Below are 24,886 nucleotides of genomic sequence, written 5' to 3'. Positions count from 1 at the left end.
CCGTGCCTCCACCCTTTTTCGCGATCTTTCTTCAGCAATCACAATGCCCACTTACCGTTCCAAAACCTCCACCGCCGGCCGCAACATGGCAGGTGCGCGCTCGCTGTGGCGCGCCACCGGCATGAAAGACGACGATTTCTCGAAGCCGATCATCGCGGTCGTCAACTCGTTCACGCAGTTCGTGCCCGGGCACGTGCACCTGAAGGATCTCGGTCAGCTCGTCGCGCGCGAGATCGAAGCCGCCGGCGGCGTCGCGAAGGAATTCAACACGATCGCGGTCGACGACGGCATCGCGATGGGCCATGACGGCATGCTGTATTCGCTGCCGAGCCGCGACATCATCGCCGACTCGGTCGAGTACATGGTGAACGCGCACTGCGCGGACGCGATGGTCTGCATCTCGAACTGCGACAAGATCACGCCGGGGATGCTGATGGCCGCGATGCGCCTCAACATCCCGGTGATCTTCGTGTCGGGCGGCCCGATGGAAGCCGGCAAGACGCGCCTCGCGAACCCGGTCACCAAGGCCATCGAAGTGAAGAAGCTCGACCTCGTCGATGCGATGGTGATTGCGGTCGACCCGTCGTATTCCGACGCCGAAGTCGCCGAAGTCGAACGCTCGGCCTGCCCGACCTGCGGTTCGTGCTCGGGCATGTTCACCGCGAACTCGATGAACTGCCTGACCGAAGCGCTCGGCCTGTCGCTGCCCGGCAACGGCACGGTGGTCGCCACGCACGCCGATCGCGAACAGCTGTTCAAGCGCGCCGGCCGCCGCATCGTCGAACTGACGCGCCAGCACTACGAGCAGGACGACGAACGCGTGCTGCCGCGCTCGGTCGGCTTCGCCGCGTTCGAGAACGCGATGACGCTCGACATCGCGATGGGTGGCTCGACCAACACGATCCTGCACCTGCTGGCGATCGCGCAGGAAGCCGGCATCGACTTCACGATGAAGGACATCGACCGCCTGTCGCGCTCGGTGCCGCAGCTGTGCAAGGTCGCGCCGAACACGAACAAGTACCACATCGAGGACGTACACCGCGCTGGCGGCATCATGGCGATCCTCGGTGAGCTCGAACGCGCCGGCAAGCTGCATACCGACGTGCCGACCGTCCACGCACCGACGCTGAAGGATGCGCTGGACCAGTGGGACATCGTCCGCACGCGGGACGAAGCGGTCCGCACGTTCTATATGGCCGGCCCGGCCGGCATCCCGACGCAGGTTGCGTTCAGCCAGAACACGCGCTGGCCGAGCCTCGACCTCGATCGCGCCGAAGGCTGCATCCGCTCGTACGAGCATGCGTTCTCGAAGGAAGGTGGTCTCGCGGTGCTGACGGGCAACATCGCGCTCGACGGCTGCGTGGTGAAGACGGCCGGCGTCGACGAAAGCATCCTCGTGTTCGAAGGCTCGGCGCATGTGACCGAATCGCAGGACGAAGCCGTTGAAAACATCCTGAACGACAAGGTCAAGGCCGGCGACGTGGTGATCGTGCGCTACGAAGGCCCGAAGGGCGGCCCCGGCATGCAGGAAATGCTCTACCCGACCAGCTACATCAAGTCGAAAGGGCTCGGCAAGGCCTGCGCGCTGTTGACGGACGGCCGCTTCTCGGGCGGCACGTCGGGCCTGTCGATCGGTCACTGCTCGCCGGAAGCGGCGGCAGGCGGCGCGATCGGTCTCGTGCGCGACGGCGACAAGATCCGCATCGACATCCCGAACCGCACGATCGACGTGCTGGTATCGGACGAGGAACTGGCGCGCCGCCGCGAAGAGCAGAACGCGAAGGGCTGGAAGCCGGCGCAGCCGCGTCCGCGCAAGGTGTCCGCCGCGCTGAAGGCCTACGCGAAGCTGGTCATGTCGGCCGACAAGGGCGCCGTGCGCGACCTGTCGCTGCTGGACGACTGACGCAACGGGCTATTGCCGACAGTCGGTTGCGGGCCACGCAACCGACCGCTCGCCCGATTCAAAAGCCGCTCTCCGGAGCGGCTTTTTTTCGTCCGGCACTTGGGGGAATCCACAGCGCCGGCGGCATCAGTGACGGAAATCTTCGGGGCCTCCACCTCCCCCGCCTCCGCCACCACCGCCGCCGTGGTTGCCGCCACCATTTCCGCCACCTTGCGGCCGCGCATAACCGCCGCCGCCCCCGCCGCCCTGGCGCACCGGCGGTGGCATCGGACGCGCCTCGCCACCCGGCGCGGGCGGCGGGCGCAACACGGCCGGCGGCGGGCCGGCCGGACGCGCGTTGCCCGCCCCGCCCGGCATCGGTGAAGGCGCCGGTGCTGCCGGCGGCGGTGTGCGGATCGCGCCGTTCCAGCCGCCGCGTGCAGCCGACGGCCGCGCGTCGTGCACGGGCGGGCCGCCCGGTGCAACCTGCATCGGCCCGCCCGGTTGCGGACGGCCTTGTCCCGGCGGCATGCCTCCGGGGCCGAGCCTCGGTTCCGGACGATGCGCCCAGCGATCGCGGTCGTGGTACCACGGGCGGTGCCGGTAATAACGATCCCAGTACGCGGCGATCGCGAATCCCGTCACCGGAACCCCGATGATCGCGCCGTATTCGAGCAACGGCACGTAGCTGCCCTGGTACGGATACTCGAGCAACTGCGCATCGATCCAGCCGCGCACGCCCGGCAGCGCGACGTCGCACCACGAGTAGTCGCTCAGACAGCCGAATACGTCCAGCGCGGTATCGGGCGGGATCTGCGCGACCACCGGATAATCGGGCGCCGGCCCGGCGAACAGCTCGGCCGGCGAGTTCGTGTAAGCGCTGCTCTGCGCGTCGGCAATGCCCGGTGCGGCCGCAAGGCCGGCCAGGACGACGCACAGACTTCGGACAAACGTGTTCCTCATGATGCTCTCCCGCGCGGTGCCGCCGCGCGCCGGTCAATGCCGATCAGTGCCGATGGCCGCCGCCCCAGTGGCCGCCACCCCAATTCCCGCCGCCCCACGGACGATGCCAGTACCCGCCTCGCCCGCCCCAGTATCCGCCGCCCCAACGGCCCCAGAAGCCGATCGTGACGGGCGGCCCGTACCAGCCCGAGTAATACGCGGGGTAGTAATACGGATACGGCGGCGGCACATAGGCCGGTGCGACATACACCGGCGTCTGCGCCTCGACGTAGTCCGGCGTGGCAGGCGCCGTGGAAGGGGCCGGACCGGGCGCGGCCGGTGCAACCGGGAATTCGCGCTGCGTCACCGTGGCGGGCACCGGTGCGTAATAAGGTGCATAACCGTACGGGCTCGTGTAGTAGCAGCCGCCGAGCGTCAGCGCGGCCAGCGCGATGACGGCGGGCCTCGCGGCGGAAATCGGGTTCATCTCGTGCTCCGGCAGAATCCGCGCGCCGCCGCCGGGCGCGCGCCTGACTCTAGCTTACGTCCCCTGCAGATTTCCGCGCGTATGATCGGTTACTTTTTGTTTCCTGCCCCGGACGGTGCAGGCGGGCATGCGGTGTGCTCGCCCGTCCGCGGCGCCCGCGTTGAAGTTGGCGCAAATGCCCTCAACTTGAACGATGTCAGGCTGACCGGCGCGGACAGGTGTTCGCGAATGACCGGCGGCCGCCCACCGGCGGACTTCGGCCCGCCCAGACAGGAACGCGGCTCGCGCCGCCATCGACATGACTACGCCACGCCCCACTCCCCGGGCGGACACACCGCTCGATCCGATCATCCAGTTGCTGGCGCTTGCCGGCGAACAGGGTTATCTGACACACGCCGACCTCGTCGACGCGCTGCCGCCTGAAAGCGACAGCCCCGATGCGCTCGACGTCGTGCGCGCCGCGCTCGCCGACATCGGCATCGCCGTGCTCGACGAGCCGGCCGTGCCTGCGCCGTTCGCCGGCACGGCGCCGGTCGACGTCGATCGCGACACGCTCGACGAGGGCCGGGCCATGCTCGGCGACCTCGCACGCGGCACGAGTGCATCGACCGATCCGCTCGCGCTCTACATGCGCCGCATCCAGGCCGTGCCGCTGCTCACGCGCGAAGGCGAAATCGTGCTCGCCCGCGAAATCGAGACGGGTCGCCATCAGGTGCTGCACGCGCTCGCCGGGTATCCGGCGGCCGTCGACGCGCTGCTTGCGCGTCACGGTGCGAAGGGTGCAACGGGTGCGACCGGCTCTGCCGATGAAGACGAAGGCGACACGCCCGCCCCCGCCCGCTACGACGATCTGCGGGCCGCTGTGGCGAAGTTGCGCGACGCGTTGCACGCGCATGGCGTCCGTTCGGACGCATACCGCGACGCGCGCAACGCCGTGGCCGCCCTGCTCGGTTCGCTTGCGTGGGTTGCACCGGCCGTCGACGACGCCAGCCGCATCGTGCGCGCGCTCGCAACCGCACCGCATGACGCTGCGACGGGGGAAGCCGCCCGCTTCGACGCGCTCGCGCGGCGGGCTCTCGCGGCTGCACTGAGCGATGGCCAGCAGAAGGTGCGCGATGCAACGCGCGCGATGCTCGAGGCGAACCTTCGGCTCGTGCTGTCGATCGCGCGCAAGTACATGAACCGCGGCGTCGACCTGTCCGATCTCGTGCAGGACGGTTGTCTCGGCCTGATGCGGGCGATCGAGAAGTTCGAATACCGTCGCGGGTTCAAGTTCTCGACCTATGCGACCTGGTGGATCCGTCAGGCGATCACGCGTGCGGTCGCCGATCGCGCTCGCACGATCCGCGTGCCCGTGCACGTCGGCGACCAGTACCAGCGCGTACAGCGGCATGCGCTGCGCTTTCGCCAGCGCACGGGCCGCCGGGCGACGCCGGCCGAGCTTGCGGCAGAAATCGGCCTCGCCGAGGACAAGGTGCGCGCGGTGCTCGCGCTGCCGGCCGAGCCCCTTTCGCTCGACACGCCGCTGCCCGACGCGGACACCGGGCTCGTGGAGCTGATCGAGGATCAAACCTCGGCCAGCCCGTTCGAGCAACTGGCCGACACGCGCATGCGCGACTGTGTGCGGTCGCTGCTCCGGTCGGTCACGCCGGCCGAGGCCGACGTGCTGAGCCGGCGGTTCGGCCTCGGCGGCGCCGAGCCCGATACGTACGACGCCATCGCGCTGGACGCGGGCATGTCCCGCGAACGCGTGCGGCAGATCGAGAAACGGGCGCTCGCCGCACTGCGCACGGCTGCCGAGGCCGAGAACGCGCAGTCGTTCCTCGACGCGTAAGCGCACACGCGACGCACGGTCGTGCCGCCAACCGGCACGACCGTGCGCTTCGCGCATGTGCTACGTTTGCCATTGACGTGCATCAAGTTTTCTTCGTCGCGTCTCGCGACAATGGTGAAAAGCCGACCGGCGCATCGTTCGCCGTGTCCATTCCGTTTGAGCTTCCCCAGGTCCCTCGCCATGCAGACGACCGCCAGCCAAACGTTCGAGGAAAACCGGCACATCGCGACCTGCCTGCGCGAGGCCGCGCAGCGGCTGGCCGACCAGGGCGCGAATCCTTACCGGGTCGCCGCCTACCGCGCGTCGGCCGAGACGGTCGATGCGCTCGACCGTGATCTCCGCACCGTGTTCGAATCCGGCGGCACCGACGCGCTCAGTGCGCTGCCCGAGATCGGCACGGGCGTCGCGCAGGCGATTGCCGAGTTGCTGGTGACGGGCCGCTGGCGCCAGCTCGACCGGCTGTGCGGCGACGCCCAACGCACGTCCGCGTTCGAAGCCGTGCCGGGCATCGGCCACGCGCTCGCGCTGCGCATTCACGACCTGCTGCACATCGATACGCTCGAGGAACTCGAACGCGCGGCCCGCAACGGCCAGCTCGAAACGATCTCGGGCGTCGGCCCGCGCCGCGCCGCCGGCATCCGCACCGCGCTCGACGACGTGCTGAGCCGCCGCCGGCGCTGGCAGGGTCACATGCAACATGCCGGGCCCGGCACGGAGCCGCCCGTCGAGCTGCTGCTCTACATCGACCGCCAGTACCGCAACAAGGCGGCCGCCGGCGTGCTGCCGACGCTCGCGCAACGGCGCCTGAACGCGGACGGCTATGTGCCGCCGCCCGTGGTGATGCACATGACCAAAGGCGGCTGGCATTTCACGGCACTGAGCCTGCATGCCGCGATGCGCACGCCTGAAGCCGGCCGCCCGACGGACTGGGTCTCGCTCTATTTCTACGACGCCGTACAGTGCGAAAACCAGCGCACCGTTTTCACCGAAACGTACGGCTCGCTCGTCGGCAAGCGCATCGTGCGCGGACGCGAGATGGAATGCCGTGTGTATTACGCGGGATGAGTCAGTCGTCGGAGGTTTCGTCGACATCGAACGCTACATCGAGCACGGACGCAATCTCGCGACATGCATGGGTGAGCGCGCGTGAGCGGCGACCTGAATATTCCACCACGAGATCGAACCAGGTCGAATACGACACATAATCGGCAGTGCTTTTCCGCTTCGGCACGTCGAACCACAACGACACCGTGTAGCCGCCCTTCCAGCGTATCGGTATCACCTGCGTGAGCCGCAATTTCGTGATCGCGCCGTGGCGAAACCGGAAGCTGTCGTCGCCGACGCGGAACCCCGACCATGCGCCGTCGTTCGACACGAACACGGTCAGCGTTTGGTCAGGTGGCGCGGCCGGCACCCCACCTTCGGCGGCAAGTTCGGCCATCGACACCATCGACGCGCCCGAATCGTCGCGCCCGGTCTCGACGTCCACGAATGCTTCGATCGTCCGCTTCGCGTTGTCGTAGAAATAGCGTGCGACGTCGGGCTGCCCGTTTTCGGCAATCAGAACCAGTTGCTTGAATCTTGCATGCTCGCCGTATTGAAGCGGCACATCGGGCGCGTCGCCAGCGTCGCCGGCGTCGTCATCCGGTTCACCGTCCGGACTATCTGCCGGTACGGCCGGCGTGGCCGGCGCGGCCGTACCGGCCTGCCCGACGCCGCCACGCCGCCGCTTCACCCATGCGGTTCCCCACGTCAGCAGGGTGGTCTGCGCCGCCAGCACGGCGGCCATCGTCGCGCACCCCGCGAGAAACCCGTAATGCGGCCCGACCTTCGATGCCGCATACGCGGCCGGAAGCACATAAAGCACCAGCAATGGCGCAAGCAATATCGACAAGCGGCAACCCCGTTGTTTTTCGTTTTCGACTTCCGGCCGGGGCCGGCAGCACCGCGACCCTGCCGCTCGCGCATCGCACGAGCAGTCTACGCACCGTCCGCCTTCGTGCGACGCGCCGGACGACGATGCGCGGCGATGCGCAGCAGCTTCTGGAACGACGGACATTCGAGATGGCTTGGCGCCGGGCACACGGCCGCGTGCCGCAGCATATCGCGCACTGCGCCGAGACGGCGGATCGTGCGGTCGAGTTCGTCGGCCTTGCCGTCGAGCTTCGCGCGATCGATCGCGGGCTGGCCGTCCGCGCCGACCATCGCGAGGATGTCGTCGAGCGAAAAACCGGCCTCGCGGCCGAGTGCGATCAGCGCCAGCCGCTCCAGCACCGATTCGTCGTATTGCCGCCGCAACCCGTGCCGGCCGTTGGCGACGATCAGCCCCTTTTCCTCGTAGTAGCGCAGCGTCGACGCGGGCAATCCCGAGCGCCGCGCCACGTCCGCAATGTCCAGACGGCTCATGCTTGACCTCAAGTGAACTTGAAGTTGCAAGATAGTCGCCCGACTTCACGAACACAAGCCTGAAACGCCATGAAACCGCTGAAACCAACCCGTATTGCGCCAGACCGCGCAGCAGCCGTCCGCTTCGGAGGCGTGCGATGAATATGCCCGCTATCGTGCTCGACGTGCTGCTGATCGGCACGGGCGCCACGCTCATGCTGGACCTGTGGACGCTATTCCGGCGGCGAGCGTTCGGCACGCCGTCGCTCGACTACGCACTGGTCGGCCGCTGGCTCGGCCACATGCTGCACGGCCGGTTCCGGCATGTGTCGATCGTCGCCGCGCCGCCCGTGCCGGGCGAGCGTCCTCTCGGCTGGATCGCACACTACGCGATCGGCATCGCGTTCGCGGCGCTGCCCGTCATGATCGCGGGCACCGCATGGATCGCCACGCCGACGCCGCTTCCTGCACTCGTCGCCGGCCTCGCCAGCGTGGTCGCCCCGTTCTTCGTGATGCAGCCGGCGTTCGGCTTCGGCATCGCCGCGTCGCGCACGCCGCATCCGGGCGTCGCGCGCCGGCGCAGTCTCACCACGCATCTGTCGTATGGCGTGGGGCTCTATCTCGCGGCGTTCACGCTTGCGGCACTGGGCCGTTGACGGGCATCAGACGTCGTCGCTTCGTTGCGCCGTTCCCTCGTAATGGTCGAGCGCGTCGAGCAGTTTGCCCGGCTGGCTCATCTCGGCCCGCAGCCGCGCGGCTTTCTCGATATCGGCCGGCGCCGTGAGCTTCGCGCCCTGATCGAGATAGGCCTGTGCGCGCGTGTCGCCGGCTGCGACAGCCAGACCGAAAAGCGCATTCGCGGCGATCGGATCGTGGTCAACGCCGCTGCCCACGAAGTACAGCATGCCCAGCCGGAACAGCGAGCTCCCGACGCCGCCCGCCGCGGCGAGCCGGTACCAGCTCGCCGCTTCGGCGTCGTCCTCGTGCACACCCTGTCCGTTTTCATACATCAGGCCGAGATTGTTCTGCGCGTTCGCGTTGCCCTGTTCCGCGGCGAGCCGATACCACTTGAACGCCTCGGTGTCGCTCTGCTTCACGCCATGCCCGGTGTCGTACAGGAAGCCGAGGCTGTTCTGCGCCTGCGGATCGCCCTGGTCCGCCGAGCGCCGGTACCATTTGGCGGCTTCCGCGAAATCCTGCGGCACGCCGGCGCCGGCGTCGTACATCATCGCCAGGTACAGTTGCCCCCTGGGCAGCCCCTGGTCGGCCGCAAGCCGGTAGAGCCGCACCGCTTCCGTACGATCCCGCGGCACGCCTTCGCCGTCCTCGTACGCGCGGCCGAGATTGCACCATGCATTCGCATTGCCCTGCGCGGCCGCGCGCCGGTACCAACTCACGGCCTCCGAACGGCTTTGCGTCACGCCGACGCCGGTCTCGTAAAGCGTGCCGAGATTGTTCTGCGATGATGCATCGCCATGATCGGCGGCCCGCCTGTACCACTTCACGGCTTCGACGGGATTCCGCTCGACGCCGTCGCCGTGCTCGTACCTGAGCCCCACGTTGAATTCCCCGTCCACGTCGCCGCGCTGCGCCTTTGCCATCGTTGCGTCGAACGTCTCGGGCACATCGTCGTGCGCGAGCCAGACAACGCCGATCCCGAGGATCAGTACCAGTGCGAGCGCGATGAGGATCGCAATGCGGGTCTTCCGGCCGATTCGTCGTGCCTGGGTCATCTCTCAATGTTCTCTTTTTTATGGTTGCAAACGGGGCGCCCGAACGGCCGCCCGCGTCACTCGCCGCCGCAGTCGATCAGGTTGTGGCGCACACGTCCGAGCAGCCGCACCAGCGTATCGCGCTCGTCGGGCGTGAAGCCGCGCAGCCCGTCGTCGGCGACGGTATCGCCCACTTCCAGCATCTGCGGAAAGATCTCGCGCGCCTTGTCGGTCAGACGGATCACGAACGCGCGGCGGTCGTCGTCGTTCGCGATGCGTTCGATCCAGCCATAGCCCTCCATCCGGTCGAGCAGGCGCGTCAGCGAGATCGGCGTGATCTCGAGCCATTCGGCCAGCCGCGCCTGGTTCATCTCGCCCTTCCACGTCAGGTACGCGAGCACGCGGCTTTGCGCCCGCGTCAGCCCGATGCGCTTCGCGCGCCGGTCGAACAGGCGTCCGTTCAGGCGGGCCACGTCGGCGATCAGGTAGCCGATCCGGTTCTCGTAGGTCTTGTCCATCAGCCGATTATAGGGTCAAGCCGCCAGCGGGCCGCGGCTCGCGCCACGGCAATAAGCGGCTATATAATAAGCGTGCTTATAGTTTGAGCCATACCGGATCGCCGCCCACGGCGACCGCCCCACGGAGACACCCGCTTGAACCCCGCCGCCGACGCCCCCGCCTCGCCCGCCCTGAACCGGCCGATGCTGACCCTGTCGATCATGCTCGCCACGTTGATCCAGACCCTCGACAGCACGATCGCGAACGTCGCGCTGCCCCACATGCAGGGCACGCTGTCCGCGTCGCAGGACGAAATCACGTGGGTGCTGACCTCCTATATCGTCGCCGCGGCGATCGCGACGCCGCTCACCGGCTGGCTGTCCGACCGGCTGAGCGTCAAGCGGCTGCTGATCGTGTCGATCGCGGGCTTCACGGTTGCATCGGCGCTGTGCGGGCTGTCCGAGACGCTCGTGCAGATCGTCGGCGCGCGGCTGCTGCAGGGCGTATTCGGCGCCGCGCTGGTGCCGCTGTCGCAGTCGATCCTGCTCGACATCAACCCGCGCGAGAAACAAGGCCAGGCGATGGCGATCTGGGGGATGGGCGTGATGGTCGGCCCGATCCTCGGCCCGACGCTCGGCGGCTGGCTCACCGACAGCTACAACTGGCGCTGGGTGTTCTTCATCAACGTGCCGATCGGTGCGTTCGCGCTCGCGGGCGTGATGACCTTCCTGCCGGCGCGCGCGCCGCGCCCGCACGTGAAATTCGATGCGTTCGGCTTCGCGACGCTGGCGCTCGCGATCGGCGCGTTCCAGGCGATGCTCGATCGCGGTGAACAGCTCGACTGGTTCGGGTCGTACGAAATCCGCATCGAAGCGCTTCTCGCAGTGCTCAGCTTCGCGTTCTTCCTCGTGCATACGGCGACCGTCGGCAAGGCGTCGTTCTTCAAGTCGGAACTGCTGCGCGACCCGAACTTCGCCACGGGCACGCTGTTCATCTTCGTCGTCGGCGCGGTGCTGTACGCGACACGCGCGCTGCTGCCGCCGATGCTGCAGAACCTGATGGGCTACCCGGTCGCGACGACGGGCCTCGTCACCGCGCCGAGCGGCGCCGGCACGATGATCGCGATGCTGTTCGTCGGCAGGCTGCTGAAATACGTCGATGCGCGGTTGCTGCTGCTCGCCGGGCTGTCGATTTCCGCGCTCGCGCTGTGGCAGATGATGCAGTACACGGTCGTGCTGTCCGAATCGGACGTCGTGTGGCCGGGCGTGGTCCAGGGCTTCGGGCTGGGGCTCGTGTTCGTGCCGTTGAGCGCACTGTCGTTTTCGACGCTGCCGCCCGACCTGCGTGCGGACGGCACGGCCACCTACAGCCTGATGCGCAACATCGGCAGCAGTATCGGCATCTCGATCGTGCAGACGCTGATGACGCGCAATACGCAGGTCGCGCACGCCGATCTCGCGACGCACATCACACCGTTCAACCCGGCCGTGCAGGCGATGGCCGGTAGCCGCCTCGACATCGCGCTGCTCGACCGCACGATCAACCAGCAGGCGACGATGATCGCGTACCTGAACGACTTCAAGCTGATGTTCGTCGCGACGCTGCTGATGATTCCGCTGTTGCTGCTGATCCGCCCGCCGCAGAAAGCGGCGAGCGTCGACGTCGCGCACGCGGCGATGGATTGACAACGCGACGGGCACACGCCCGTCGCGGGCCGAAACGTCAGACCTTCATCGTGCCGGTCCGCACGTAGCGCTCGTGCCACGACAGCGCTTCGGCGAGCAGGTGCGGCGTGTGCTTGCCGAAGCTCTCGTGCGATGCGCGCTCGAAGTAGTCCTCGAGCATCGGCCGGTAGTCGGGATGCGCGCAGGTCGCGATGACCTTGCGCGCGCGCTGCTTCGGCGACAGGCCGCGCAGGTCCGCAAGCCCCTGCTCGGTGACGACCACCGCGACGTCGTGCTCGGTATGGTCGACGTGGCTCGCCATCGGCACGATCCGCGAGATCGCGCCGCCCTTCGCGGTGCTCGCCGACATGAAGCACGACAGGTAGCCGTTGCGCGCGAAGTCACCCGAGCCGCCAATGCCGTTCTGGATCTTCGTGCCCATCACGTGCGTCGAGTTCACGTTGCCGTAGATGTCGGCCTCGATCATGCCGTTCATCGCGATGCAGCCGAGGCGGCGCACGAGCTCCGGATGGTTGCTGATCTCCTGCGGGCGCAGCACGATCTTGTCGCGGAACGTCGCGATTTCGTCGGCGAAGCGCTGCACGGCGGCCGGGCTCAGTGACAGCGCGGTGGCCGACGCGAAGCTCAGCGTCCCGTCGTCGAGCAGGTCGAGCATGGCGTCCTGGATCACTTCGGTGTAGGCCGTCAGGTTCGAGAAGCCGGCCGAGCTGAGTTCCGCAAGCACCGCGTTCGTGATGTTGCCGACGCCCGACTGCAGCGGCAGCAGGTTTTCCGGCAGGCGGCCGCGCTTCACTTCGTGGCGCAGGAAGTCGATCAGCTGCAGCGCGATCTGCTTCGACGTCTCGTCCGGCGCGGAGAACGCGTTGCTGCGATCCGGCGCGTCGGTCTCGACGATCGCGACGATCTTGTCGGCCGGGCAGCGCAGGTACGGCTCGCCGATCCGGTCGTCGCTCTTCGTCAGCGGAATCGGCTTGCGGTGCGGCGGCAGCGCGGTGCCGTAATAGATGTCGTGCATCCCGTCGAGGCCGAGCGGCTGGCGCGTATTCACTTCGAGGATCACGTGCTTCGCGCGTTCCAGCCAGGTCTTGTTGTTGCCGATCGACGCGGACGGGATCAGCAGCCCGTCCTCGCGGATGCCCGCGACTTCGACGATCGCGACGTCGAGATCGCCGTACAGCCCGAACCACGCGTACTGCGCGACGTGGCTCAGGTGGACGTCCTGGTAATCGACTTCGCCGCTGTTGATCTTGTCGCGCAGCGTCGGGTCGGACTGGTACGGCAGCCGCATGGAGATGCCGTTGGTGCGGGCGAGTGCGCCGTCGAGTTCCGGTGCGGTCGACGCGCCGGTCAGCACGTTGATCCGGAAGTCCTCGCCGCGCGCGTGCGCCGCGTCGATATGGGTGGCAAGCGCGGCCGGTACGGCCTTCGGATAGCCCGAACCGGTGAAGCCGCTCATGGCGACGGTCATGCCGGGACGGATCAGCGCGGCGGCTTCGTCGGCGGTGCGGACGAGCGAACGCAGGGCGGGAGCGAGGATGCGTGATGAAGACATGGCAGGTTTCTGACGCTTGGGTCGGTCGTTGACGTCGCTGGGGGTGTCTCCTGAGCGACATGAAGCCCTTGGGGCCGCGCGGGGCGGCCGGCACCACAGGCATGGTCGGAGTATCGCAGAGGCCATCGCCGCGAAATGTCCGCTGGATGCAAAAGATCCTTACCGAATATGCCGGGTATCGAACGACCGTTCTGTGACAGGCGATCCGCACGCCGCCGATTGCACCCGAAAGGTGCACGAAAGCATCGGAACGAATGACCGGCCCCGGATCGCCAACCTTCGCGAATCAATCGGCGGATTTTCATTGCAATTTGCCGCCCGACGTTCGGTAATGACCGATGGCCGCGCGGCGCGGCCAATTGTCGCCCGATGCGGCTTTGCCGGACCTGATGCACATCAACGTCGCATGCGCTGCGTACGGCCCGCCGCCTCGCGCGATAATCTTCGCCGTATCGGCCTGAGAGGCCCGTCCGTCCTTGACAGCCGCGTGACGCGAACCACACTGGAAGACGGGCCCGGCCGCGCCGTTTGCAGCCCCGATCGCCCGCCCTTTCGCGCATCCGGTTTCGACTGGCCGATACGCGCAAGACGCGGTAACACTCCCGTATGTCAGGACATTGATCGAATAAAAAGCATCAAATTACAATTCCGTATATATTTCGCCGATGGACCAAAGAAAAACCGCCACACGCGCCGAGCCCCCCCTGCCACGCACCTGGGATGCGCGGCTCGCGCGCTCGCTTGTCCGACCGCTCGTCGATACGCCGGTCACCCCGAATCACCTCACTACCCTTCGTCTGCTGATCGGCCTCGCCGGCGCCTGGTGCCTTGCGCACGGCGGCTTCGGCTGGAGCAATGCGGGCGCGTTCCTGATCGTGCTGTCGAACTTCGTCGACCACACCGACGGCGAACTCGCGCGCATCAGCGGGAAGTCCAGCAAGATCGGGCATTTTTACGACCTCGCGGCCGATGCGCTCGTGACGGTCGCGCTGTTCGTCAGCATGGGCCTCGGCATCGTCGCCCAGGGCGGGCAGATGGCCGCGTCGCCGGTGCTGCTCGGCGCGGTGGCCGGCGCGGCCGTCGCGCTGATCTTCTTCCTGCGCATGCGAATCGAATCGGTCGCCGGCAAGGCCGGCACCAAGCAGGCGTTCGCCGGCGGCTTCGAAACCGAAGACGTACTGTACCTGCTGCCGATCGTGACGCTCGTCGACGGCGTCGAGCCGTTCCTGCTCGCGGCGTCGATCGGCGCCCCGCTGTTCGCCGCATGGGTCGTGATCGACTGGTGGCGCATCGTCCGCCGTGGCAACACCCCGCAGAACCCTACTGAAATCCAGGCTTCCAAATGACTCCTAGCACGCGCGACGACTCCGTGCTGAGCCCGGCACGCCCCGCGCCCGTGCGCGCGGCCGCGGCCGACCCCGATCGCACCGTGGCCGACAGCGTCGGCCAGCTCGACCTCGACCGCCTGCGCGGCGACTACATGCGCCAGGGCTCGTTCCTGTACCTCGACGCATTCCTGCCGGCCGACGCGCACGCGAAGCTCGCGGCGGCCGCCCGCGCGATGCAGGCCGGCCTGAACCGCAATTACCTGCCCGGCCACAAACAGGGCGGCAGCGTGAGCCGCCATACGATCGACGAACAGGCGCCGTACATCGCCGAACTGTATCGCTCGAAGGCACTCATCTCCTTCCTGGAGAAAGTCACGGGCGACAAGCTGATGCTGTCGCCGGACGACGATCCGCACGCCTACGCGCTGTATTACTACACGAAGCCCGGCGACCACATCGGCTGGCACTACGACACGTCGTACTACGACGGCCGCCGCTATACGCTGCTGATCGGCGTGATCGACGAATCGTCGTGCCGGCTCGACTACGAGCTGCACACGCGCAATCCGGACGTGGCCGACGAACCGGGCTCGGTGCAGATCGCCGACGGCGGCATCGTGCTGTTCGACGGCGACAAGCTGCGTCACCGCATTACGCCGCTCGGCCAGAACGAGATGCGCGTGTCGCTCACTTTCGAATACGTGACGAACCCCGGCATGCGGCCGTGGAAGCGCTTCATCTCGAACATGAAGGACGCGATCGCGTATTTCGGGTTCCGCCAGGTGTTCAAGCAACTGGCCACGCGGCGCACGACCAGGTCATGACGCGCGCGGGCCTCATCCTGCTGTCCCTCGGGACGGCACTCTTCATCGCACTCCTTGCCTGGCAGGGCATCGGCGCGGTCGCGTCCACGTTCCTCGCGGCCGGCTGGGGCCTCGCGCTCGTCGCGGCGTTCCACGTCGTGCCGCTCGTGATCGACGCAATCGCGATCTCCGTGATGTTCCGCCGCGGCCAGCCGGGCGCCGAGCTCGGCAACGCGCTGCGCGCGCGCTGGGTCGGCGAATCGGTCAACAGCCTGCTGCCTGCCGGGCAGATCGGCGGCCCCGTGCTGATGGTGCGCCACCTCGCGCAGCGCGGCACGCGGATGGCCGATGCGGCCGCCGCCGTGACCGTCAGCACGACGATGCAGGCACTCGCGCAGATGGCGTTCGCGTTGATCGGCATCGCGGCGTTCAGCCTGTACGCGACGCACGAGTCGGTCGCGCACCTGCGCACGCCCGCGCTGATCGCGACCGGCGTGCTCGGCGCGCTTGCGTTGCTGTTCTATGCGGCGCAGCGGCGCGGGCTGTTCGGCCGCGGCCTGCGCCTCGCGTCGAAGCTGTTCGGCCCGCGCGACTGGTCGTCGCTGGCGACGCGTGCCGATGCGATCGACGACGCGGTCGGCGCGCTGTACCGCGATCGCGCGAAGGTCGCGAAAACATTCGCGTTGAGCCTCGTCGGCTGGATCGTCGGCACCGCGGAAGTGTGGCTCGCGCTGCATTTCCTCGGGCATCCGGTGAGCTGGCTCGATGCGCTGCTGCTCGAGAGCGTCGGTCAGGCCATTCGTGGCGCGGCCTTCGCGATCCCGGGCTCGCTCGGTGCGCAGGAAGGCGGCTATCTGCTGCTCGCCCCGCTGGTCGGACTGCCGCCCGACGCGGCGCTCGCGCTGTCGCTCGCGAAGCGTGCGCGCGAACTCGCGCTCGGCCTGCCCGGCCTGCTCTATCTGCATTTCAGTGAAAGAAACTGGCAGCGGCGCCGTGCGCCGCAGCCGCTCGCCGACTGATCGTTCAGATCGCCGGCTTTTTGGTTGGAGAACCCATGCGAGCCATCATTCTTGCGGCAGGCCTCGGCTTGCGCCTGCAACAACCGCCCGAAGCGCAGTTCCCGAAGTGCCTACTGCGCTTTGACGACGTATCGCTGCTCGAGCGCCATCTGCGCGTACTCGACGCCGCGGGCGTCGACGAGATCGTGCTCGGGCTCGGCTTTCAGCACGAGACGGTCGAGCAGGAACTGAAGCGCCTCGGCCGCCAGGCCGAGATCGTGATCAACGACCGCTACGACCTCGGCAGCGTGCTGACCGTGCATACCGTCGCCGATGCGATGACGCGCGGCGGCGACGTGCTGCTGATGGACGCGGACGTGCTGTACGACGAGAACATCCTGCACGCGCTGGTGGCCGATTCCGACAAGGCAGTCGACCGCCTGCTGATCGACCGCGATTTCGAGGCCGGCGACGAGCCCGTCAAGCTGTGCCTGAAGAACGGCGTACCGGTCGAACTGCGCAAGCAGCTCGCGGTCGATCTCGACTACGACACGATCGGCGAATCGGTCGGCTTCTTCCGCTTCACCGAAGGCACCGCGCGCCGCCTCGCGACGATCGTCGCAGGTTACGTCGACAGCGGCCGCGCGAACATGCCGCACGAAGAAGCCGTGCGCGACCTGCTGCTCGAAGGCGGTCATTCGTTCGACGTGGCCGACGTCACCGGCTCGCCGTGGATCGAGATCGATTTCCCGAACGACGTCGCTCGCGCCACGCAAGAAATCCTCCCCCTGATTCAACGCACCACCGCAGGAGCCGCACGATGAACGCTCGCGAACCCAATTTCACCGAATCGCGCAGCGCACGCCTGCGCCGCATGCTCGTCAGCAGCGACCTCGAATTCCTGATGGAAGCGCACAACGGGCTGTCCGCACGGATCGTCCGCGAAGCCGGCTTCAAGGGCATCTGGGCATCGGGCCTCGCAATCTCCGCGCAGTTCGGCGTGCGCGACAACAACGAAGCGAGCTGGACGCAAGTCGTCGACGTGCTCGAATTCATGGCCGACGCGAGCGACCTGCCGATCCTGCTCGACGGCGACACCGGCTACGGCAACTTCAACAACGTGCGCCGCCTCGTGAAGAAGCTCGAACAGCGCGGCATCGCGGGCGTTTGCATCGAGGACAAGCAGTTTCCGAAGACCAACAGCTTCATCGGCGGCGAGCGCCAGCCGCTCGCGGAAATCGACGAGTTCTGCGGCAAGATCAAGGCCGGCAAGGATTCGCAGACCGATCCCGACTTCTCGATCGTCGCGCGCGTCGAGGCGCTGATCGCGGGCTGGGGAATGGACGAGGCGCTGCGCCGCGCGAACGCGTATGCGGAAGCCGGTGCCGACGCGATCCTGATCCACAGCAAGCTGTCGCGCCCGGACGAGATCCTGCAGTTCGCGCGCGAATGGAGCGGCAAGGCGCCGCTCGTGATCGTGCCGACCAAGTACTACAGCACGCCGACCGACGTGTTCCGCCAGGCCGGCATCAGCACCGTGATCTGGGCGAATCACCTGATCCGCGCGTCGGCCTCCGCGATGCAGGCGACCGCACGCGAGATCCACGAGAGCGAAACGCTGATCAACGTCGAGGACCGCGTTGCATCGGTCAACGAGATCTTCCGGCTGCAGGACGCCGACGAGTACTCGGCCGCCGAGCGTATCTACCTGTCGTCGTCCTCACGCGCGTCGAACGCCGCGATCGTGCTCGCCGCGAGCCGCGGCAAGGGCCTCGAAGCCGTGACCGAAGACAAGCCGAAGGTCATGCTGCCGGTCGCCGGCAAGCCGCTGCTGCGCTGGCTCGTCGACGGCTTCAAGACGCACGGCGTGAACGACATCACCGTGGTCGGCGGCTATCGCGCCGACGCGATCGACACGTCGGGCATCAAGCTCGTGGTCAACGAACGCCATGCGCAGACGGGCGAACTCGCGTCGCTCGCATGCGCGGCCGAACGCCTGACCGGCGACACCGTGATCTCGTACGGCGACCTGCTGTTCCGCAGCTACATCGTGCGCGACCTCGCGGAGAGCGAGGCCGAGTTCAGTGTGGTGGTCGATTCGTCGCTGACGGAAACCAACCAGAGCGTGCGCGACTTCGCGCTCTGCTCGGCTGCCGACGATCGCGGCCTGTTTGGCCAGAAGACCTACCTGCAACGCGTGTCGAGCGACGTCGCCGCAGGCACGCCGCACGGCCGCTGGATCGGCCTGCTGAACGTGCGCGGCGCCGGTGTCGAGCGCCTGAAGGCGATGCTCGCGACGCTGCAGGCGCGCGACGATTTCGACACGCTCGACATCCCTTCGCTGCTCAACGAACTGATCGCCGCCGGCGAGAAGATCGAGGTGCAGTACGTGCACGGCCACTGGCGCGGTGTGAACGATCTCGAAGACTTCCGCCGCGCGGGCGACTTCGCGCACGGCCAGACGCCGCTGTCCGAACCGGGCGCCGGCAACGGGGGCGCGCAATGATCGAAGCGGCCCAGTTCGTCGAAGCCGCGCGCGAGCGTGGTTTCGACTGGTACGCGGGCGTGCCCTGCTCGTACCTGACGCCGTTCATCAACTACGTGCTGCAGGACCCGACGCTGAACTACGTGTCGGCCGCGAACGAAGGCGACGCGGTCGCGCTGATCGCGGGCGCGACGCTCGGCGGCAAGCGCGGGATCGCGATGATGCAGAACTCGGGGCTCGGCAACGCGGTGAGCCCGCTCACGTCGCTGACCTGGACGTTCCGCCTGCCGCAACTGCTGATCGTCACGTGGCGCGGCCAGCCGGGCGTTGCCGACGAGCCGCAGCATGCGCTGATGGGCCCGATCACGCCCGCGATGCTCGACACGATGGAGATCCCGTGGGAGACGTTCCCAACCGACCCCGAACAGGTCGGCCCGGCACTCGACCGCGCGATCGCGCACATGGACGCGACGGGCCGCCCGTATGCGCTCGTGATGCAGAAAGGCAGCGTCGCGCCGTATGAGCTGAAGGCCAACCCGGCCGTGCAGCCGCGCGCGCACGTCGCCGCGCAAGCGCCGTCGCGTGCCGCATCGGCCGATGCGTGGCCGACCCGCCACGACGCGCTGCAGCGCGTGATCGCGCACACGCCGGTCGATTCGACCGTCGTGCTCGCGTCGACCGGTTTCTGCGGCCGCGAACTCTACGCGATCGACGATCGCCCGAACCAGCTGTACATGGTCGGCTCGATGGGCTGCGTGACGCCGCTCGCGCTCGGCCTCGCGCTCGCGCGGCCCGACCTGCGCGTGGTGGCCGTCGACGGCGACGGCGCCGCGCTGATGCGCATGGGCGTGTTCGCGACGCTCGGCACCTACGGCCCGGCCAACCTCACGCACGTGCTGCTCGACAACGGCGCGCACGAATCGACGGGCGGCCAGGCAACGGTGTCGCAGCATGTGTCGTTCGCCGGTGTGGCAGCCGCATGCGGTTACGCATCGGCCGTCGAAGGCGATGCGCTCGACGTGCTCGATGCGACGCTTGCCGCGTCGAGCGATGGCGCGCAGTTCGTGCGCATCGCGATCCGCACGGGCGTGCCCGACGGCCTGCCCCGCCCGACCGTCACGCCGGTCGAGGTCAAGACCCGTCTGATGCGGCACATCGGCGCCGCCCAGACCGAAGCCTACGTTGAAGGAGCCCATTGATGCTGCTGCTGAACCCCGGCCCGGTCACGCTCACGGAACGCGTGCGCCGCAGCCTGCTGCAACCCGATTTGTGCCATCGCGAAAGCGAATTCTTCGACCTGCAGGATGAGGCGCGCGCGCGCCTCGTCGCCGCGTACGAGCTCGATCCGGCGGAATGGACGGCCGTGCTGATGACGGGCTCGGGCACGGCTGCCGTCGAGAGCATGATTGCGGCACTCGTGCCGCAGGACGGCAAGCTGCTCGTGATCGAGAACGGCGTGTACGGCGAGCGGATCACGCAGATCGCGACGCAGTACGGGATCGCGCACGACGTGCTGAAGCATGAGTGGATGCAGGCGCCCGATCTCGCGCTGATCGCTGCGCGTCTTGATGCGGGTGGGTACACGCACGTCGCGGTGATTCATCACGAAACGACGACGGGCCGGCTGAATGATCTCGGCGCGATTGCTGAAGTGTGCCGTTCGCGTGGCGTGAAGATGCTCGTCGACGGTGTCAGCAGTTTTGGCGCGGAAGCGATCGTTTTTGCTGGCGGTGATATCGATGCGGTTGCCGCGACGGCGAACAAGTGCCTGCACGGTGTGCCGGGCGCGGCGTTCGTGATCGTGCGTCGTAGCGCGCTCGCGAAGGCTGCGAGCCGTACGTACTACCTCGATCTCGGTCGTCTCGCGAAGCTGCAGGATCAGCGGAATACGCCGTTTACGCCTTCTGTGCATGCGTATTACGCACTCGTCGAGGCGCTGCGCGAGTTTGATGAGGCCGGCGGCTGGCGGGCGCGGCATGCACATTACAAGGCGCTCGCGGATCAGGCGCAGGCGGGGCTCGCTGCGCGTGGGATGCCGCTCGTGCTGCCGGAAGGTGCTTCGTCGGTCGTGCTGCGTGCGTATCGGCTGCCGCAGGGCGTCACGTACGAGACGCTGCACGACGGGCTTAAGGCGCGCGGCTTCGTGATCTACGCGGGGCAAGGCGGGTTGTCGAAAGAGCTGTTCCGGATTTCGACGATGGGTGCGATTCAGGCGGCTGATGTCGAGCGGTTGCTGGAAGGGTTTACGGCGTTGACGCGGTAAGCGTTGGTCGTACCTTTGTCTGTGAAAGGCCCTTCTCGCAAGGGCCTTTTTTATTCTTTGCGGATTTCTTGGAAACTCTGGGCGAGGTGTCGACATTCGTGAGGGGGTACTCGATGACACCGTTCGAATCGTCGACAATCACTTCATGCGCCACAGGAAAATCCTCGTTAGCGCTTCGCCTCCCCCGCTATTGCAGAGCTTTACATTGATTGATAAAACTCGCGATTACGCTCGTAACCTCCTGTGGCCGTTCGAGCGACGGCAAATGTGCGGTTCCTGAAATCTGGTGAAACGTCCCGCGGGATACGTTAGCCGCAACGTAACGACTGCGCTCCTGAATTCCGGGAAGGTCCAGATCCCCACACATCACCAGCGTCGGTACCAATAGTTCGCCCAACCGTCCGTAAGCAACCGGTGCATCAGTGTTCGTGCCCGTCGGCGGCAAACCGAGAACAGCAACGTTCATCTCGTCAAACAGTTTGCGAGCTTCACCCGCCACACGTCCCTCAGGTTGAAACGGACCATCAAGCCAGAGCGTCGCTCGAATCGCGACGGCCTCTTCAATATCTTTCCTCGCTTCTGCCGCCGCCAAACGGGTGATCAAATCTTCAACCCGCGCTGCATGAGTCATTTTCGGCGCACCTGTCACACTCGGCGCGACAAGAACGAGACCGCGAACATACGACGGATACCGAAGAGCTGCGTCGAGCGCTATGCCTCCACCTTGAGAGCAGGCAACGAGTATTGCAGGAGATCCACCCGCCACCGATTGGAGAACGGCAATCAAATCTTCAACGGCAGAGTGGTCCTCTGTCTCGGCAACTGTTTCGCCAAATCCGCGTCGATCATAGGCGATAGCTTGGTTGCCAACGCCGATTTCGCGAATCTGCTGGCCCCACATCCGGCGATCGGCGACCCGGGCGTGCAAAAATACAATCGGTTCTCCGCTTCCGAAGACTTCCGTGGCCAGCATGGCACGACCTGAAGTGATTAGAAGGCTTTTCATCGCGAACCGCCGCATATTTGAGAATGTGCATGGTACACGCTGTGCTGACTTGGAGTCTTCGCCGCTGAATGGTTGCTTTACGAGAAACCGGGTGACTGAAAAAGATCGGAGGTCGCCACTCGCATACGTCAGACGCAGGTCGACCACGGCCGACCGCGTCGGGCGGCAGTCGGCCAGTTGCGGACGCTGGCCGATGCTGTCACGCGGACGTTCGAACGACGACTCCGCAGCCAGCAACGGCCACTTGAGCGTCGATCCAGAACGTCTGCTTTTGCTCGCACGCGCACCCATCGCACGAACCCGCAGACTGTCCGCGATGGCAAAATGCTGCTATCCGTCACGGCCTGCGGTCGGGAAACAGTCGGACTGCTTCCAATTGCGTCAATCAGGAACCAAAAAATCCTGAGTCGGGCCTCTGAATCTCCTTGCGCCCCGTCAGTGGATTTCAGGCCTCGTGCAGGCAAGCACCTCGTAACATCACGATGATCCCCAAAATCAGCCATAGCATTGTTGCTTTGGTCCACGAATACGTCCTTTTTTGGCAGCCAGCGCAATGAACTCATTGGAACGCGATTCGAACCGACCTGACGTGCTGATTATCGGCGGCGGGCCCGCCGGTGCGACGGCGGCGGCCTTCCTGGCGATGAAAGGACGCGACGTTGTGCTCGTGGAGAAGGAAGCGCATCCGCGCTTCCATATCGGCGAAAGCCTGCTACCACGTAACCTCGACATTTTCGAACGGCTCGGCGTTCTGGATCAGGTACGAGAGATCGGTGTCCATAAGCCGGGTGCAGAGTTCGTCTCGGACCGTACGGGTCGCAGCTGCGCGTTTCCGTTCGAAAACGCACTGAATCGAGACCGTACGCACGCCTGGCAAGTACGGCGTGCGGACCTTGATGCCTTGTTGTTCAGACAGGCAGTCGCGTGCGGGGCTGATTGTTTCGAGCGTACTCGTGTGACGCAGGTCAAGCTGGACGATGCCGGCGGACGTCACGCCGTGTCCGCGCAGGACGAATCGGGCGGCACCCGCGAATGGCATCCGCGCTACGTGCTCGACGCTTCGGGCCGCGATACGTTTCTCGCGTCGCGGATGAAGGTCAAGACCTCGAACAAGTACAACAACACGGCGGCCGTTTATGCGCATTTCACTGGTGTAGAGCGTCGAGAAGGCGAACTCGCGGGCTACATCAGCATTCATCTTGCGGAGGATGGCTGGTTTTGGCTGATCCCGCTACCCGGTGACACAATGAGTATTGGCTTTGTCGGCAATCAATCGGCGTGGAAAGCGCGCAAGGGAACGCCGACCGATCTGCTCACCGAGCGTATCGCTTCGAGCCCGACCGTCGCGGCTCGCGCGCAAGGCGCACAGCGCGTATCGGACGTCTACAGCACGGCCAATTACAGCTATCGCGCGCGAGAGGGCAACGGTAACGGGTTTCTGATGATCGGCGATGCCTACGGATTCGTTGATCCGATGTTCTCGACAGGCGTATTGATGGCGATGATTGGTGGAGAACTCGGCGCGGAGGCCGCCCACGTTTGGCTCGACGATCCGGCACGAGGAACAAAGCTTGCACAGGCAGCCAACCAAGAGCTGTCAGAGGCGATGGATCGGATCAGTTGGCTGATCTATCGAGTGAACGATCCCGTCATGCGTACGCTTTTCATGGCTCCGTCCAATCGCCTGTGGATGCGGGACGGCATCGTCAATCTGCTAGCAGGAAATCTTCGGGGGAGCTGGCGCGCCGCACTCCCGGTGATGTGCTTCAAGGTCGTATATCACGTGCTCTCGGCACTGCACCGCCGTGGAATCGAGATTTCGCTGCCGGAGATGCCCGCGCCTGGAGCCTGATCGGCCTGGCTACCCGGACCCGCTCGGTAGCGACCGCTTGCCGATTGCGCATCGGACATTGCCGAAGGCATTGGCGACGGACCGCAATGAGTCGAGGATGTGAGTTCGTTGACGCAGAAAGCTGACGTTCGGTTGCTCGACGCCGACGCTGTCAGCAATCCGCCACATTGCCGACGTAGAACCCAGCCCGCCCCAATGTCGGCGACAGCCGGCGACCCGTCGGCCACCAATCAAAATCCGATGACCGTTGTGCGCCGGGACCCGCCGTGCGACGCGCCAGTGAAGGGCCGAGAAGGGTCGGTACTCGACATCCACGGCATCAATGAAGAACCTTTTGACTATGAGAATCCTTCGTTTCGCCCCGCTGCTGGCGCTCGTCGCCGCCTCCGCCGTTCAGGCTGCCGACAACCAGCCTTGCGGCGACGATATCGTCACGGCCATCGCCCGCTGGGCCGGCATCGCCAGCGCACGGATCGCCACGCGCGACGCGGACAGGCTCGTCGTCGCGTCGGCGTGCAAGGTCATGCCGAATGCGCCGGACACGACGATCGCGGCCGTCGCGTTCGATTCGCTTCCGAAAAGCAAGAACCCGGACGAAAGCAATAAGCTGCAGGTCGTCGCGCTCGTTGAAGGCGGCAAGGTCGTGGCGGCCGAGCGGTCAGTGGTTCAGGAAGATGCGATAACGGAAATCGGCGAGAACAGCTATCGCATCGATACGGCACCTTACCGGTTGTCGCCGGACGTTCGCGCGTTCGGTGTCGTGTTCTCGAGCAGCGCGCGGGGGCCGAGTTGTCCCGATGCCTACACCGAGAACGAACTGACACTGTGGATTCGCGACGGCGCCCGCATCCGCCCTGTGTTCGGTACAAATCTCAATGGTTGGGTCGCTATCGCAGGCACCTCGTGTGGCCCCGATACTAGCGACCTGCGCAGTGAGTCTGCTCGCATGACGATTGCTGTTGAAAAGACGGTGCACAACGGTTTCGCGGATCTGTCGATTACGGCACACGTCACTGACATGGAAAGCGACGACAAAAAAGACTCGTCTGCGGGAAAACGTACAGTACGCACGGTCGTCAAATACGACGGCAAATCGTATGGAATCGATATGTTCCGGAACTTCTGGTATTCGCCCGCCGCGATGAAGCGCTTCAAGTAAGGCTCCGGCGGGACG

General features: G+C 66.3%; 22 protein-coding genes. 14 read left to right on the top strand and 8 right to left on the bottom strand.

Features of this window, described 5'->3' with window-relative positions:
- The first annotated feature begins 43 nt into the window (after positions 1–43).
- A complete protein-coding gene (gene ilvD, locus U5809_RS27360; RefSeq protein WP_282510451.1) occupies positions 44–1,903 on the top strand; it encodes a dihydroxy-acid dehydratase in 1,860 nt (619 codons plus the stop codon).
- Positions 1,904–2,029: 126 nt separating this feature from the next.
- On the opposite strand, the gene U5809_RS27355 is transcribed toward ilvD, so the two are convergent.
- Complete coding sequence (locus U5809_RS27355; protein ID WP_282510453.1) at positions 2,030–2,845, bottom strand: SH3 domain-containing protein; 816 nt, start codon at positions 2,843–2,845, stop codon at positions 2,030–2,032.
- A 43-nt stretch (positions 2,846–2,888) separates the two neighbouring features.
- Complete coding sequence (locus U5809_RS27350) at positions 2,889–3,311, bottom strand: hypothetical protein (RefSeq protein WP_322088811.1); 423 nt, start codon at positions 3,309–3,311, stop codon at positions 2,889–2,891.
- Between the two features lie 298 nt (positions 3,312–3,609).
- Here U5809_RS27350 and U5809_RS27345 point away from each other — a divergent pair, with 298 nt between their 5' ends.
- Together U5809_RS27345 and U5809_RS27340 are read left to right on the top strand one after the other, a co-directional pair.
- Positions 3,610–5,145 (top strand): sigma-70 family RNA polymerase sigma factor, encoded by a 1,536-nt coding sequence (locus U5809_RS27345; protein WP_322088810.1) that lies wholly within the window; start codon positions 3,610–3,612, stop codon positions 5,143–5,145.
- Positions 5,146–5,325: 180 nt separating this feature from the next.
- Positions 5,326–6,210 carry a helix-hairpin-helix domain-containing protein gene (locus tag U5809_RS27340; RefSeq protein WP_322088809.1) on the top strand — a complete coding sequence of 295 codons (885 nt, stop codon included), beginning with the start codon at positions 5,326–5,328 and terminating at the stop codon, positions 6,208–6,210.
- 1 nt (position 6,211) lies between these two features.
- Here the strand turns inward: U5809_RS27340 and U5809_RS27335 are convergent, their stop codons facing one another.
- Both U5809_RS27335 and U5809_RS27330 read right to left on the bottom strand, forming a co-directional pair.
- A complete protein-coding gene (locus U5809_RS27335; RefSeq protein ID WP_322088808.1) occupies positions 6,212–7,039 on the bottom strand; it encodes a hypothetical protein in 828 nt (275 codons plus the stop codon).
- Positions 7,040–7,125: 86 nt separating this feature from the next.
- Entirely contained in the window at positions 7,126–7,551 is a 426-nt protein-coding gene (locus U5809_RS27330; RefSeq protein ID WP_176045132.1) for a helix-turn-helix domain-containing protein, read from the bottom strand.
- A gap of 137 nt (positions 7,552–7,688) precedes the next feature.
- Here U5809_RS27330 and U5809_RS27325 point away from each other — a divergent pair, with 137 nt between their 5' ends.
- A complete protein-coding gene (locus U5809_RS27325) occupies positions 7,689–8,186 on the top strand; it encodes a DUF2938 domain-containing protein (RefSeq protein ID WP_322088807.1) in 498 nt (165 codons plus the stop codon).
- 6 nt (positions 8,187–8,192) lie between these two features.
- On the opposite strand, the gene U5809_RS27320 is transcribed toward U5809_RS27325, so the two are convergent.
- Together U5809_RS27320 and U5809_RS27315 are read right to left on the bottom strand one after the other, a co-directional pair.
- Positions 8,193–9,263, bottom strand: a complete 1,071-nt coding sequence (locus U5809_RS27320; RefSeq protein WP_322088806.1) for a tetratricopeptide repeat protein — start codon at positions 9,261–9,263, stop codon at positions 8,193–8,195.
- A 56-nt stretch (positions 9,264–9,319) separates the two neighbouring features.
- Entirely contained in the window at positions 9,320–9,760 is a 441-nt protein-coding gene (locus tag U5809_RS27315; RefSeq protein ID WP_176045129.1) for a MarR family winged helix-turn-helix transcriptional regulator, read from the bottom strand.
- 135 nt (positions 9,761–9,895) lie between these two features.
- Between U5809_RS27315 and U5809_RS27310 the strand changes: the two genes are divergently transcribed.
- On the top strand, positions 9,896–11,425 hold the full coding sequence (locus tag U5809_RS27310) for a DHA2 family efflux MFS transporter permease subunit (protein WP_322088805.1): 1,530 nt from the start codon (positions 9,896–9,898) through the stop codon (positions 11,423–11,425).
- 37 nt (positions 11,426–11,462) lie between these two features.
- Here the strand turns inward: U5809_RS27310 and U5809_RS27305 are convergent, their stop codons facing one another.
- Complete coding sequence (locus U5809_RS27305; protein WP_322088804.1) at positions 11,463–12,977, bottom strand: acetyl-CoA hydrolase/transferase family protein; 1,515 nt, start codon at positions 12,975–12,977, stop codon at positions 11,463–11,465.
- 665 nt (positions 12,978–13,642) lie between these two features.
- On the opposite strand from U5809_RS27305, the gene U5809_RS27300 reads away from it, so the two are divergent.
- From U5809_RS27300 to U5809_RS27270, 7 genes are read left to right on the top strand one after another with little or no spacing between them, the layout of a single operon-like run.
- The gene (locus U5809_RS27300; protein ID WP_322088803.1) at positions 13,643–14,323 is read left to right on the top strand and encodes a CDP-alcohol phosphatidyltransferase family protein; all 681 of its coding nucleotides are present in this window, start codon (positions 13,643–13,645) and stop codon (positions 14,321–14,323) included.
- Positions 14,320–15,129 (top strand): 2OG-Fe(II) oxygenase, encoded by an 810-nt coding sequence (locus tag U5809_RS27295; RefSeq protein ID WP_322088802.1) that lies wholly within the window; start codon positions 14,320–14,322, stop codon positions 15,127–15,129. The genes U5809_RS27300 and U5809_RS27295 overlap by 4 nt, the downstream gene beginning before the upstream one ends.
- On the top strand, positions 15,126–16,127 hold the full coding sequence (locus U5809_RS27290) for an HpnL family protein (protein ID WP_322088801.1): 1,002 nt from the start codon (positions 15,126–15,128) through the stop codon (positions 16,125–16,127). The genes U5809_RS27295 and U5809_RS27290 overlap by 4 nt, the downstream gene beginning before the upstream one ends.
- Before the next feature lie 35 nt (positions 16,128–16,162).
- A complete protein-coding gene (locus tag U5809_RS27285; protein ID WP_176045124.1) occupies positions 16,163–16,930 on the top strand; it encodes an NTP transferase domain-containing protein in 768 nt (255 codons plus the stop codon).
- The gene (gene aepX / locus U5809_RS27280; RefSeq protein ID WP_282510479.1) at positions 16,927–18,612 is read left to right on the top strand and encodes a phosphoenolpyruvate mutase; all 1,686 of its coding nucleotides are present in this window, start codon (positions 16,927–16,929) and stop codon (positions 18,610–18,612) included. Before U5809_RS27285 ends, aepX begins: the two co-directional genes overlap by 4 nt.
- Positions 18,609–19,790 carry a phosphonopyruvate decarboxylase gene (gene aepY, locus U5809_RS27275; RefSeq protein WP_322088800.1) on the top strand — a complete coding sequence of 394 codons (1,182 nt, stop codon included), beginning with the start codon at positions 18,609–18,611 and terminating at the stop codon, positions 19,788–19,790. Before aepX ends, aepY begins: the two co-directional genes overlap by 4 nt.
- Entirely contained in the window at positions 19,790–20,854 is a 1,065-nt protein-coding gene (locus tag U5809_RS27270) for a 2-aminoethylphosphonate aminotransferase (RefSeq protein WP_322088799.1), read from the top strand. Before aepY ends, U5809_RS27270 begins: the two co-directional genes overlap by 1 nt.
- A 187-nt stretch (positions 20,855–21,041) precedes the next feature.
- On the opposite strand, the gene U5809_RS27265 is transcribed toward U5809_RS27270, so the two are convergent.
- Positions 21,042–21,827, bottom strand: coding sequence for an alpha/beta hydrolase (locus U5809_RS27265; protein WP_322088798.1), 786 nt, complete (start codon positions 21,825–21,827; stop codon positions 21,042–21,044).
- Between the two features lie 586 nt (positions 21,828–22,413).
- Between U5809_RS27265 and U5809_RS27260 the strand changes: the two genes are divergently transcribed.
- Positions 22,414–23,712, top strand: coding sequence for an NAD(P)/FAD-dependent oxidoreductase (locus tag U5809_RS27260; RefSeq protein WP_322088797.1), 1,299 nt, complete (start codon positions 22,414–22,416; stop codon positions 23,710–23,712).
- 340 nt (positions 23,713–24,052) lie between these two features.
- Positions 24,053–24,871 carry a multidrug ABC transporter ATPase gene (locus tag U5809_RS27255; RefSeq protein WP_322088843.1) on the top strand — a complete coding sequence of 273 codons (819 nt, stop codon included), beginning with the start codon at positions 24,053–24,055 and terminating at the stop codon, positions 24,869–24,871.
- The last annotated feature ends 15 nt before the right edge of the window (positions 24,872–24,886 follow it).

It is taken from the genome of Burkholderia sp. BCC1999 (assembly GCF_905339975.1).
Lineage (GTDB): Bacteria > Pseudomonadota > Gammaproteobacteria > Burkholderiales > Burkholderiaceae > Burkholderia.
Note: the sequence above shows the minus strand (reverse complement) of the source record. Positions and strands in the feature narration are given on the sequence as shown.

What these genes read in the sequence shown, in the direction of transcription:
- ilvD (WP_282510451.1), top strand. Translation starts at nt 44, where the DNA reads ATGCCCACTTACCGTTCCAAAACCTCCACCGCCGGCCGCAACATGGCA.
- U5809_RS27355 (WP_282510453.1), bottom strand. Translation starts at nt 2,845, where the DNA reads ATGAGGAACACGTTTGTCCGAAGTCTGTGCGTCGTCCTGGCCGGCCTT.
- U5809_RS27350 (WP_322088811.1), bottom strand. Translation starts at nt 3,311, where the DNA reads ATGAACCCGATTTCCGCCGCGAGGCCCGCCGTCATCGCGCTGGCCGCG.
- U5809_RS27345 (WP_322088810.1), top strand. Translation starts at nt 3,610, where the DNA reads ATGACTACGCCACGCCCCACTCCCCGGGCGGACACACCGCTCGATCCG.
- U5809_RS27340 (WP_322088809.1), top strand. Translation starts at nt 5,326, where the DNA reads ATGCAGACGACCGCCAGCCAAACGTTCGAGGAAAACCGGCACATCGCG.
- U5809_RS27330 (WP_176045132.1), bottom strand. Translation starts at nt 7,551, where the DNA reads ATGAGCCGTCTGGACATTGCGGACGTGGCGCGGCGCTCGGGATTGCCC.
- U5809_RS27325 (WP_322088807.1), top strand. Translation starts at nt 7,689, where the DNA reads ATGAATATGCCCGCTATCGTGCTCGACGTGCTGCTGATCGGCACGGGC.
- U5809_RS27320 (WP_322088806.1), bottom strand. Translation starts at nt 9,263, where the DNA reads ATGACCCAGGCACGACGAATCGGCCGGAAGACCCGCATTGCGATCCTC.
- U5809_RS27315 (WP_176045129.1), bottom strand. Translation starts at nt 9,760, where the DNA reads ATGGACAAGACCTACGAGAACCGGATCGGCTACCTGATCGCCGACGTG.
- U5809_RS27305 (WP_322088804.1), bottom strand. Translation starts at nt 12,977, where the DNA reads ATGTCTTCATCACGCATCCTCGCTCCCGCCCTGCGTTCGCTCGTCCGC.
- U5809_RS27300 (WP_322088803.1), top strand. Translation starts at nt 13,643, where the DNA reads ATGGACCAAAGAAAAACCGCCACACGCGCCGAGCCCCCCCTGCCACGC.
- U5809_RS27295 (WP_322088802.1), top strand. Translation starts at nt 14,320, where the DNA reads ATGACTCCTAGCACGCGCGACGACTCCGTGCTGAGCCCGGCACGCCCC.
- U5809_RS27290 (WP_322088801.1), top strand. Translation starts at nt 15,126, where the DNA reads ATGACGCGCGCGGGCCTCATCCTGCTGTCCCTCGGGACGGCACTCTTC.
- U5809_RS27285 (WP_176045124.1), top strand. Translation starts at nt 16,163, where the DNA reads ATGCGAGCCATCATTCTTGCGGCAGGCCTCGGCTTGCGCCTGCAACAA.
- aepX (WP_282510479.1), top strand. Translation starts at nt 16,927, where the DNA reads ATGAACGCTCGCGAACCCAATTTCACCGAATCGCGCAGCGCACGCCTG.
- aepY (WP_322088800.1), top strand. Translation starts at nt 18,609, where the DNA reads ATGATCGAAGCGGCCCAGTTCGTCGAAGCCGCGCGCGAGCGTGGTTTC.
- U5809_RS27270 (WP_322088799.1), top strand. Translation starts at nt 19,790, where the DNA reads ATGCTGCTGCTGAACCCCGGCCCGGTCACGCTCACGGAACGCGTGCGC.
- U5809_RS27265 (WP_322088798.1), bottom strand. Translation starts at nt 21,827, where the DNA reads ATGCTGGCCACGGAAGTCTTCGGAAGCGGAGAACCGATTGTATTTTTG.
- U5809_RS27260 (WP_322088797.1), top strand. Translation starts at nt 22,414, where the DNA reads ATGAACTCATTGGAACGCGATTCGAACCGACCTGACGTGCTGATTATC.
- U5809_RS27255 (WP_322088843.1), top strand. Translation starts at nt 24,053, where the DNA reads ATGAGAATCCTTCGTTTCGCCCCGCTGCTGGCGCTCGTCGCCGCCTCC.